The organism is Pseudorhodobacter sp. (assembly GCF_034675685.1).
GTDB lineage: Bacteria > Pseudomonadota > Alphaproteobacteria > Rhodobacterales > Rhodobacteraceae > Pseudorhodobacter.
The window spans coordinates 60,288-68,475 of record NZ_JAUCDA010000014.1; the positions used below are offsets into that span (position 1 = coordinate 60,288).

General features: G+C 58.0%; 10 protein-coding genes. 1 reads left to right on the plus strand and 9 read right to left on the minus strand.

Going from position 1 to position 8,188, the window contains the following annotated elements; translation table 11 throughout:
* Nucleotides 1-73 precede the first annotated feature (73 nt).
* The 6 genes from VDP61_RS11355 to VDP61_RS11380 form a co-directional block, all read right to left on the minus strand.
* A complete protein-coding gene (locus tag VDP61_RS11355) occupies nucleotides 74-1,489 on the minus strand; it encodes a hypothetical protein (RefSeq protein ID WP_323007007.1) in 1,416 nt (471 codons plus the stop codon).
* The gene (locus VDP61_RS11360) at nucleotides 1,486-1,896 is read right to left on the minus strand and encodes an ExbD/TolR family protein (RefSeq protein ID WP_323007008.1); all 411 of its coding nucleotides are present in this window, start codon (nucleotides 1,894-1,896) and stop codon (nucleotides 1,486-1,488) included. The genes VDP61_RS11355 and VDP61_RS11360 overlap by 4 nt, the downstream gene beginning before the upstream one ends.
* Nucleotides 1,897-2,367, minus strand: coding sequence for a biopolymer transporter ExbD (locus tag VDP61_RS11365; RefSeq protein WP_323007009.1), 471 nt, complete (start codon nucleotides 2,365-2,367; stop codon nucleotides 1,897-1,899).
* 3 nt (nucleotides 2,368-2,370) lie between these two features.
* A complete protein-coding gene (locus VDP61_RS11370) occupies nucleotides 2,371-3,009 on the minus strand; it encodes a MotA/TolQ/ExbB proton channel family protein (protein WP_323007010.1) in 639 nt (212 codons plus the stop codon).
* A 52-nt stretch (nucleotides 3,010-3,061) separates the two neighbouring features.
* Entirely contained in the window at nucleotides 3,062-3,490 is a 429-nt protein-coding gene (locus tag VDP61_RS11375; protein WP_323007011.1) for a hypothetical protein, read from the minus strand.
* 175 nt (nucleotides 3,491-3,665) lie between these two features.
* Nucleotides 3,666-4,148 (minus strand): hypothetical protein, encoded by a 483-nt coding sequence (locus VDP61_RS11380; RefSeq protein ID WP_323007012.1) that lies wholly within the window; start codon nucleotides 4,146-4,148, stop codon nucleotides 3,666-3,668.
* Between the two features lie 237 nt (nucleotides 4,149-4,385).
* Here VDP61_RS11380 and VDP61_RS11385 point away from each other — a divergent pair, with 237 nt between their 5' ends.
* Entirely contained in the window at nucleotides 4,386-6,230 is a 1,845-nt protein-coding gene (locus tag VDP61_RS11385) for a caspase family protein (protein ID WP_323007013.1), read from the plus strand.
* A 129-nt stretch (nucleotides 6,231-6,359) separates the two neighbouring features.
* Here VDP61_RS11385 and VDP61_RS11390 read toward each other — a convergent pair whose 3' ends face one another.
* The 3 genes from VDP61_RS11390 to VDP61_RS11400 all read right to left on the minus strand — a co-directional run bounded on the left by VDP61_RS11390 (nucleotide 6,360) and on the right by VDP61_RS11400 (nucleotide 8,042).
* The gene (locus VDP61_RS11390; protein WP_323007014.1) at nucleotides 6,360-6,878 is read right to left on the minus strand and encodes an OmpA family protein; all 519 of its coding nucleotides are present in this window, start codon (nucleotides 6,876-6,878) and stop codon (nucleotides 6,360-6,362) included.
* A gap of 442 nt (nucleotides 6,879-7,320) precedes the next feature.
* Nucleotides 7,321-7,725, minus strand: a complete 405-nt coding sequence (locus VDP61_RS11395) for a type II toxin-antitoxin system HicB family antitoxin (protein ID WP_323007015.1) — start codon at nucleotides 7,723-7,725, stop codon at nucleotides 7,321-7,323.
* An 11-nt stretch (nucleotides 7,726-7,736) separates the two neighbouring features.
* The gene (locus VDP61_RS11400; protein ID WP_323007016.1) at nucleotides 7,737-8,042 is read right to left on the minus strand and encodes a type II toxin-antitoxin system HicA family toxin; all 306 of its coding nucleotides are present in this window, start codon (nucleotides 8,040-8,042) and stop codon (nucleotides 7,737-7,739) included.
* Nucleotides 8,043-8,188: the final 146 nt, after the last annotated feature.

Sequence of the window (8,188 nt, forward strand, 5' to 3'; positions counted from 1 at the left end):
AGAGGCCGCGTCACGGTGCTGTGGAAAGCCTGTAAATTCGTCAAATTTCGCAGCCCGCGATGACCTGGAAACGTCACTCGACTGAAAATGCAACAAGGGCGACGTCTTCTGAATGGGCTTTTTCGCGGAGCTCGGCGGTAAGGGCCGCAAAGAATGTATCGGAACTGGCCCCGTTCATCGCAATCACCGATTGCAGAAGGGACGGGCTGGAAATGGCCATCAATAATTGTTGCGTGACCACCGGCTTGCCGGTCAGTGACATGGGAATCCGAAAACGGGCCTCACCAGAGCGAAATTGCAAGAACCCAGCCAAATCTTGCACCGTCCCTTCATCGTCAATCAGAAAAAAGCTGATGAAGCCGCCCGAAGTATTGCCAATTCTGCCCTCCAGCGCCTCGCCGCTTTTGATCTCTCGGACGGGAATATCAAAGAACAGTTTGGATCTTGGGTAGGCCGGGCCTTCGCTGATAAAATCCGCAGCGCCACATTGCGCGGCACTTATCGCCTTCATGGTGCTGTTGGGCATCTGGCCGACACGGCGGGTCAAGCCCTGCGCGAAATCGGCAAGGGCGGCAGGCGTTTGGGCGAAAACCTCCAGCTGAAACACGCTCTCATCCGACAGGCTTGGCAGGGCGGCAAAGCAGGGTGATTTGGGCATCGTGGCCAGAATGTCCAAAACGGAACGGTAGGTCAGCAGATTTTCCTGTGGCGTTTGGGCCGGTTGCGGCGCGCCAACCCCCTCTTGCGCCTTCACCTCTGCGGGGGGCGGCAAAGAGGCCACCGGGCGGATTGCATCCGGGTTTTTCCGGGGAACCGCCGCGACGGCAGCAATGACTTTACGCGGCGCAGCCTGTAGCGGGGCGACCGGCGTGGCGGCGCTTGCCGGCGCAGTGCTGCTGGCCCGTGCGACCGGCCCAACCGCGCTTACCCCCGCCAAAGGCGTCTGGGCTGTCGCTGTGGGTGCGTGGCGCGTTTCAGGCCCGACCGCAACCGGGGCAATTGCCGGGGCGGTCAGGCCCGGCGCAGGTGGCGCAGGCTTTACCGCATTGGCGGATGATCTGGCGGCAAGCACGCTTGCGGGTCTTGGCCGGGCCGGGGTGACAGTCGTTGCCGGTGGCGTCAGGGCAACGCGGGCGGCAGTGTTGGCCGGGGCGGGTTCGCGGCTGGCAGCCCCAACCAAACGCTCTGCTGTGCTGGGGGCGGCCTTCCGGGCGGTCTGGGGCTGTGACACATCGGCACGATCAGCGCTGGTTCTGGCCGGCAGGCTTTCAGCGGCAACTGCGGTCACGGTCTTTACCGGCGCATCTTCGCCCGCGACACTGCTGGCCACGGCCATGATCTCTATTTCCAATACAACCGGCGGCGGCGGCACCCCATTGCGGGCATTATAGGCCGCAAGCCCCTGTTGAACCAGCGCAAGATGCACTGACACCGCCACGGCCCCTGCCCCGACCCAAAGTGGCACGGTTGCGAACGCCCCGCGGCTCATGGTGCCGGCTCGGGTCGGATGTGCAATGTGATCAGCCGCATTGAAATGCCGATCAAATCCGCACGCGTGGTCAGCGCCATCAGCCGATCTGCGCTGAGCCCGCCGTCCGCCAAAAGATAAAGCGCCTCGGGGCGCGCGCCCCCGAATGTCGCAGCGATCTGATCTGCGGTCACCGGCACACCGTCCAGCGCCATAGCACCCTGCGGGTCGATCAGCAAAAGCGGGCGCGGAAGCCGTTCCAGCGGCAAGTCCGAGGTTTCCGCAAGGTTCACACTGGTTTCGCCTTGCTGCACCAGCGACCCGGTGATCAGAAAAAAGAACACCAAAAGCAACACGATGTTCACAATGGCCAGCGAAAAATCGGGCTGGCGACGCGGGCGACTTGGGACGAGGCGTGCGGTTCGCATCTAGCCCCCCTGAACCCGGCTGCCCGCCACCAGCCGCACCTTTGTAACGCCGCGACCGCCCAACACCTCCAGCACGGTGGCGATATCTTGTACCGTGGCCGAGCGCGTTGGAAAAATCAGGACTTCGATGGGGGTCTCGGCCAAGAGCGCGGGGACAAGCCCGGCCAACTCGGCCAGGGGCAGGGTTTCGTTCCCTGCCCGGATCTGACCGCGCGACAGGTGCCAGATCACCAGCGCCTGATCGGGTTTCGGGGCTGCGCTGCTATCATCGGGCAAGCCGGTAATGGCTGTCTGGCCTGCGGGCGCGCCCCCCGTCAGCGCAATCAGGGAATATGGCGACAGGGTGGAGGACAGCATGAAAAAGATCAAAAGCTGAAACATCGCATCTGCCAATGGCGTAAGCGCAAAGCCATAGCGGCGCGGGCGGCTGGCCGCACCCAATGCCGCAAGGCTGATACGCTGCCCTGCCATGCCTTACCCCCCAGCCGACGGCCCAGCAACGCTGCCGTGAACGGCCACGGATAACAGCGCCTCCAGGTCTTGGCGTTCACTTTCAATCCGCCCCTCAAGCCAGATCGCCACAAAGTAAAACACCAATGCGATAGACAGGCCGATGGCGGTGGTGGTCAGCGCAGTCCAGATACCACCCGCCAACAATGCCGGGTCCACGCCGCCGGTGCTTTGGGCAAGCGTGCCAAAAGCATCAATCATGCCGACGACTGTGCCCAAAAGGCCCAGCATCGGGGCCGCCTGAACCACCGCTTCCAAGACGCGCATCCACCGCCCCATCGCAGCCAACTCGGCCAAAGCAGCTTGTCTGCCAACCTCTTCGGCCCAATCCGTGGCATCGGGGCGTTGGGTCTGGGCCGCCAAAACAGCCTGCAATACCCGCATCTTCACGCCCTTCCCCGCCAAGGCGGCAACCAGCGCAGCATCAAGCCTGCCAGCCAGCTTATGCGCCAAGACCTGTGCGGCCTGGCGTTTCCGCCCCAAACCAAGCATGGCGAACTGAACAACCTTGACCAGCGTCACCGTCGTCGCCGCAACCGACAATAATACAAGGGCCGCAAAAACCGACAAGGTTACGGCGTCAAAACCTGCAATATCAGGCATGTCATTTTCCTAACGGGCCTGCGCACTGCCCGTGACGGGCAGCAATCAGTTATCAATTGAATTGAATGGTCCGTACCCGACTGCTCAGCAATTGGTTGTCACGGCACACATCTTCCTCGCCCTTATCCGAGGTGCATTCCACCGGGCCATTCACCGAAATACGCGAGAATGAATCGCAGCCCTGTTCGGGCAAGTCGAATTGCACGACACGGGTCTTGCCAACCGGCAACCAGCCAAACTCCAGCACAAGCAGGCGCTGGACAATGCCTTCGGTGTTGTAAACCGCAACCTCATACGAAGATTTCTCCAGCGATACAGAGGTGTTATTGGTCGCAACATAGGTCAGCCGACAGCCCTGCCCTTCATCTTTGGCAGTGTTCAATTCCAATTCAATATTGCCGGTTTCAGCAAAAGCAGCGCCGGCAATGCCAATCTGCACCACAGCCAAGGCCGCTAACAAAAAAGGATGAGAGGTATACACTATTCGAAACTCCCTCAGTCAAAGTAAACTTTACCCGGCGGGCAGCCGGGCATTCAAGGTTTCAGAATAAGGTCATGCAGGGGCACTCTGTCAACCAAAACAGCCGATGCAATACAGATTTCATGGGAAAAAGGCAGTGTTGCCTTTGGCCGCGTTGGATGCAAGATGCCGATACCTATTGAAAAACCCCGGTCTGCCATGGCATCTTGAACTTCGGCTTTGGCTGGATTTCTGCGGCCGGGCGTGCCCGCTCAACGCGCGCCCGCAATTTTACCGCCGAACCAACAGGGCCCGATATCACCGTGTCGGGACGATCTGACAGCCGGTTTCCGTTGGTTGACGGGTTTGGACTGTCGCTTGGCTGGCCAGGCCCAGGGTCAAAATCCGTGCGTCCCAAAACCATTGACTGCGCCAGGTTCAAAACCTGATCCGCAGCGACCGGCACCACCAGCGTAGCTTGCTTTGGCACATCCCACACAGTTTTACCCGCCTCCAGAAAGGCGGCTGCCCCCCCTGAAATGGTTTGAACAGGTGCCTGTGCATGCCCCGCAGGACCAAAGGTTGGTGCTTTGGCAATGCCTGCCGCGGGGCCATAAGCCACGGCTGCTGTCAACACCAGTATCGGCAGGCCCAACCCGAACACCACGCGAATATGCATATCTATTCCTTCTTATCCTGCAAAGCGAAAATGAAAATATAGGGCGTTAAACTCTCAATATGATCTTTTCTAACAGAAACGGGTCCAAAACTCAAGACACCATCAGATCACGCTGATTTGTCCACCCCCAATGGGCAAGCCTTTGCTTGCCAGCCGCGACAACTGTCATTCAGACTCGCCCAAAGTGGAAAAAACCTGTAGCATTGTGCCATTCACCTAAGATTTTGGAAAAACACTATGACGCTCAAAGCATTACGTCTTCCAAGTTTCAGCCTGCGTCAGGCGCGTTTGGTGCCAGCGCTTGCCCTGTGTTTTATCTCAGCAGGGCTGTCCACGGCCGAGGCCCGCAAATTGGCACTGGTTGTCGGCAATGGCGATTATTCGGCCGTTACCCCATTGCGCAATGCCGCCCGCGATGCGCGCGACATTGCAGACGCGCTTAAACGATTGGGGTTTGAAGTAACCTTGCTGACCGATGTTGGTGCAGACTCGTTTTGGGAAAAGGTCGAAACCTTCAGCAAAGATGCCGAAACCGCAGAAAGCACGGTATTTTTCTATTCTGGCCACGCCTTTCAAATGAATGGTGCAAATTACCTGGTGCCGGTGGATGCCAAACTGTCCAGCCGCGAGGCCATTCAACAAGAGACGTGGAATCTTGATGGCATCATCGCGCGCCTGCAAGATCGCAAGCGCCAAACGCTGATTTTTCTCGATGCCTGCCGCAATGACCCGGTGCCGCAATCGGTTCGCGGTACGGGGGCGGCGGCGGATGGGCTTGCGCGATTGCAAACCGGGGTCGGTACCTTTGTCGCCTTCGCAACCGAGCCGGGCGCCGTTACCTTTGACGGTGCAGGCGAAGCCCCCAACAGCCCGTTTACAACAGCGCTGCTGGAACATATCGAAACCCCCGGCATTTCCATTTCCGACCTTATGATCGAGGTTCGCAATGAGGTAGAGGAACGGACATTGCGTCGCCAGACCCCCTGGGACCAATCTTCGTTGCGTGAACAATTCTATTTCAATCCCGTTGCCGAAACCAAACAGGAATTAAGCCCGGCCGACTATGAGCTTTTGGCGCAGCTTGAGCCCGAGGACCGCAAGAAATTCATGGATCTGTTGCGCGCCTCGGGCTTTTCCGAAACCTCGCTGCAAGCCGCCGATTCCGCAATTGAGGTGGCCAGCCTCGGGTTGGAAATGGCAGCGGATGCAGGCGTGACAATCGGCGACGCGGCACCAGAGGCCATAGAGACGGTGACAGTTGCCAATGCCGAGCTTGCAACCCCAGTCACAGACCCAGCGACAGCGCCAGAAACCGCCCCCGCTTTCGAGATTGTCGACGGCGGCGTAACCATCGGGGACGCACCCAGCACAGCGCCGCCAGAGCCGGCCCAGGTCGCGGCACGCGCGCCCGTCGCTGCGCAATCCCCCAGCGTTACAGAGAGCGTGGCCGCGATACCCGAAACGATTGTAACGCTTTTACCGCAAGAAAAGACCGCAATCGGTACGGCTGAAATGCCGCCAATTCGCCTTGCTGCCCTGTCGTGGGAAACGCGTGGGATCATCGGGATCAATGCCATCACAGTCGACCGTTTGCGCGTTGAGGGCAATCCCGTGACGCCAGACACCGACGCAAACCGCATAATTCTTGCCGCAATAGATCCAAGCTTGCTGCAAGAGCAAGTAACACCCGAAATTGACAACTCCGATCTGGCCATTCTTGCCCAGACAGAGCTGCGCCGGTTGGGCTGCTACAGAATGGGCGTTGATGGCGATTGGGGCAAAGGCTCTCGTACCGCTTTGACCAGCTATTTCCTGGCCAAGCGCACCGTGCCGGATAGTTTGGAGCCAACAGACGCCCTTGTTTCCCAACTGATGCGTGAAACCGATTTGATTTGCGCTGTCAGTGTGTCACGCGTTGCCCCATCCGTGCGGGCAAAAGCAAAAGCCAGCGCAGAGGCGACATTGGCAAGTGCAACCGCGGGAAAACGCAAGATAAACCCGGTCACCAAACGTGTGATCAACGCGCCGGCCAAGGTCAAGAAAGAGATGAAGAAATCCCTTCTCGGCTCTGGCTCGTTCTAAGCATTGTTGTGGGGCAAGGGTTTTTTGGTTGGCACGCAGCGTCAGGCCAACCGAAAGCCGCGCAAGCCAAGCCGATGCGCAGTAATCGCCGAGCCGGGCCCTGCTCGGGGAACCGGCACAGCCAGACTTTTACCGAAGGTCGATCCGCAATTCCACACGGCGGTTTTCCGGGTCGAACTCATCCCCGGTCCGGGGTTTGGATTTTCCTAAACCGATTGAGGATAAACGCTCTTCTGAAACGCCCAAACCTGTCAGAAAGTTTTTCACCGCGATAGCCCGTGCCTCTGACAGGCCCACATTATAGTCATCGGTGCCGCGCGCGTCGGTATGGCCTTCCACAACGAAACGGGCGATTTCCAGCCTTTCATCCTGCATCATCTGCGCAAATACCGCGAGATTCTTTTGTGCCTCTACCGTCAGATCTGCCGAATCAAGCTCAAAGGTGACACGCATATCCAGACCAGGCGGCACGACGGGCTTTTCACATTCCTGCGGTGTGCCAATACAAATACCGCGCGTCATTCCCATGTCGATCGAGTTTATATAAAATTCAACCAGTTCATCGGTGGAATACGCGCTTTGGGCCAGCACCGCCCCACTGCCTGACAGCACAAATGCGACTATGCCCGAGTAAAGAAACCTGCGCACTGTAAAAACTCCTTCTGAACCAATACTGAAAACATACCCGAAATCGCCCTGACGGTCAACGAATCCACGCTCAGGCCCAGCCGAGGCGGCAGCCGATTACAAAAACAACCCGTGAATAAGGCGAAGGAATAGGGGATGGTAGGCCCGGCAGAACTGAAATCCCAATAGATTTCATTGTATAATTTCTAAGGGTGGGTGCAAACTGTGGGCACTGTTTTGCAGCTACTCGCCCCTCGAACCAAATCAAGGTGGGCGCGGAAAGTGAGCTTCGCAACTGGGATGCTCATGGCACGATTGGCTTGAGCGTCATAGCTCGGAACCGACAAGTCCATATTGCCGGTGCTTGTAATATGCCGTTGAAGCAAGGCGCAACGATCCGGTCAAATTGCTCGGCAGTTCACGATCCGTGTAAGGAGAGTTCGATAGCGACAGCGGTGCCTTTTCAGTGCTGACCGACTGGCCCGCCGATGATCAGGTTTTTGGCCGCCAGTGCCAAGAACGCGGATCGGGTCAGTTTCGCTTCATCAGCGGCGGCGTCTATTGCCAACAGAGTGCCCACATCCAAGCTGATGTTTACACGCTTCTGGCGGGTCGTCCGCTGAATGAACGGCACCGCGATCAGCATCGCACCATCACGCAGATCAGCGGCGACTTCAGTGCTTACGCTATCGAGGTCACGGGGCTGAATGGCGGCTTCATCTTCAAACCACAGATCAAGTGCCTCCGCAGCATTGGCAACCACATCGGCCAAGGTGTCCGCCGCAGAAAAGCAACCGGGGATATCAGGGAAGCTTACGCCATAGGCGCTGTCTTCGTCCTTGTGAACCAAAGCCAAGAAGATTTTCATAGCGGTCTCCTTCAAATCCAACCCGCCATTTTGGCGATGCTGCGGGCCGTGCCGATAGGCAAGTCTTTCTTCGGGTGCGGAACGATCAGCGTTACAGCGTCTTTGCGAAACTTGTGGTGCGAACCCTTGACTGAAACAAGGGTCCAGCCTTCCGCTTTAAGGCGCGTGACGATGTTCTTGCTGTTCCGCTCCATGCGTAGATAGATACACATCTGACAGTGAACGGTCAAGTATCGTGTGTAAATATATACACGGCGATGTTTGACCGGCTTGCCTGCACCGTGTGCCGGGCAGTTTCCCTCCACAATCAGGATCAAGGGTTGGCACAGAAGCTGACCCAACGAGATCGCAGTTCCGAGTCGGGGTTGTCGGCTGAAACCGCGTCACCCAAAGCAAGGTGGGTACACAATGCGCCCACTCACCGAAAAAATTAATAAAATCAGTATGATGGCAGGCCAGGAGG

Bases quoted from the DNA above. Each gene is read 5' to 3' on its own strand.
- VDP61_RS11365 (WP_323007009.1), bottom strand. From the start codon at position 2,367: ATGGCAGGGCAGCGTATCAGCCTTGCGGCATTGGGTGCGGCCAGCCGC.
- VDP61_RS11355 (WP_323007007.1), bottom strand. From the start codon at position 1,489: ATGAGCCGCGGGGCGTTCGCAACCGTGCCACTTTGGGTCGGGGCAGGG.
- VDP61_RS11385 (WP_323007013.1), top strand. From the start codon at position 4,386: ATGACGCTCAAAGCATTACGTCTTCCAAGTTTCAGCCTGCGTCAGGCG.
- VDP61_RS11360 (WP_323007008.1), bottom strand. From the start codon at position 1,896: ATGCGAACCGCACGCCTCGTCCCAAGTCGCCCGCGTCGCCAGCCCGAT.
- VDP61_RS11395 (WP_323007015.1), bottom strand. From the start codon at position 7,725: ATGAAAATCTTCTTGGCTTTGGTTCACAAGGACGAAGACAGCGCCTAT.
- VDP61_RS11370 (WP_323007010.1), bottom strand. From the start codon at position 3,009: ATGCCTGATATTGCAGGTTTTGACGCCGTAACCTTGTCGGTTTTTGCG.
- VDP61_RS11380 (WP_323007012.1), bottom strand. From the start codon at position 4,148: ATGCATATTCGCGTGGTGTTCGGGTTGGGCCTGCCGATACTGGTGTTG.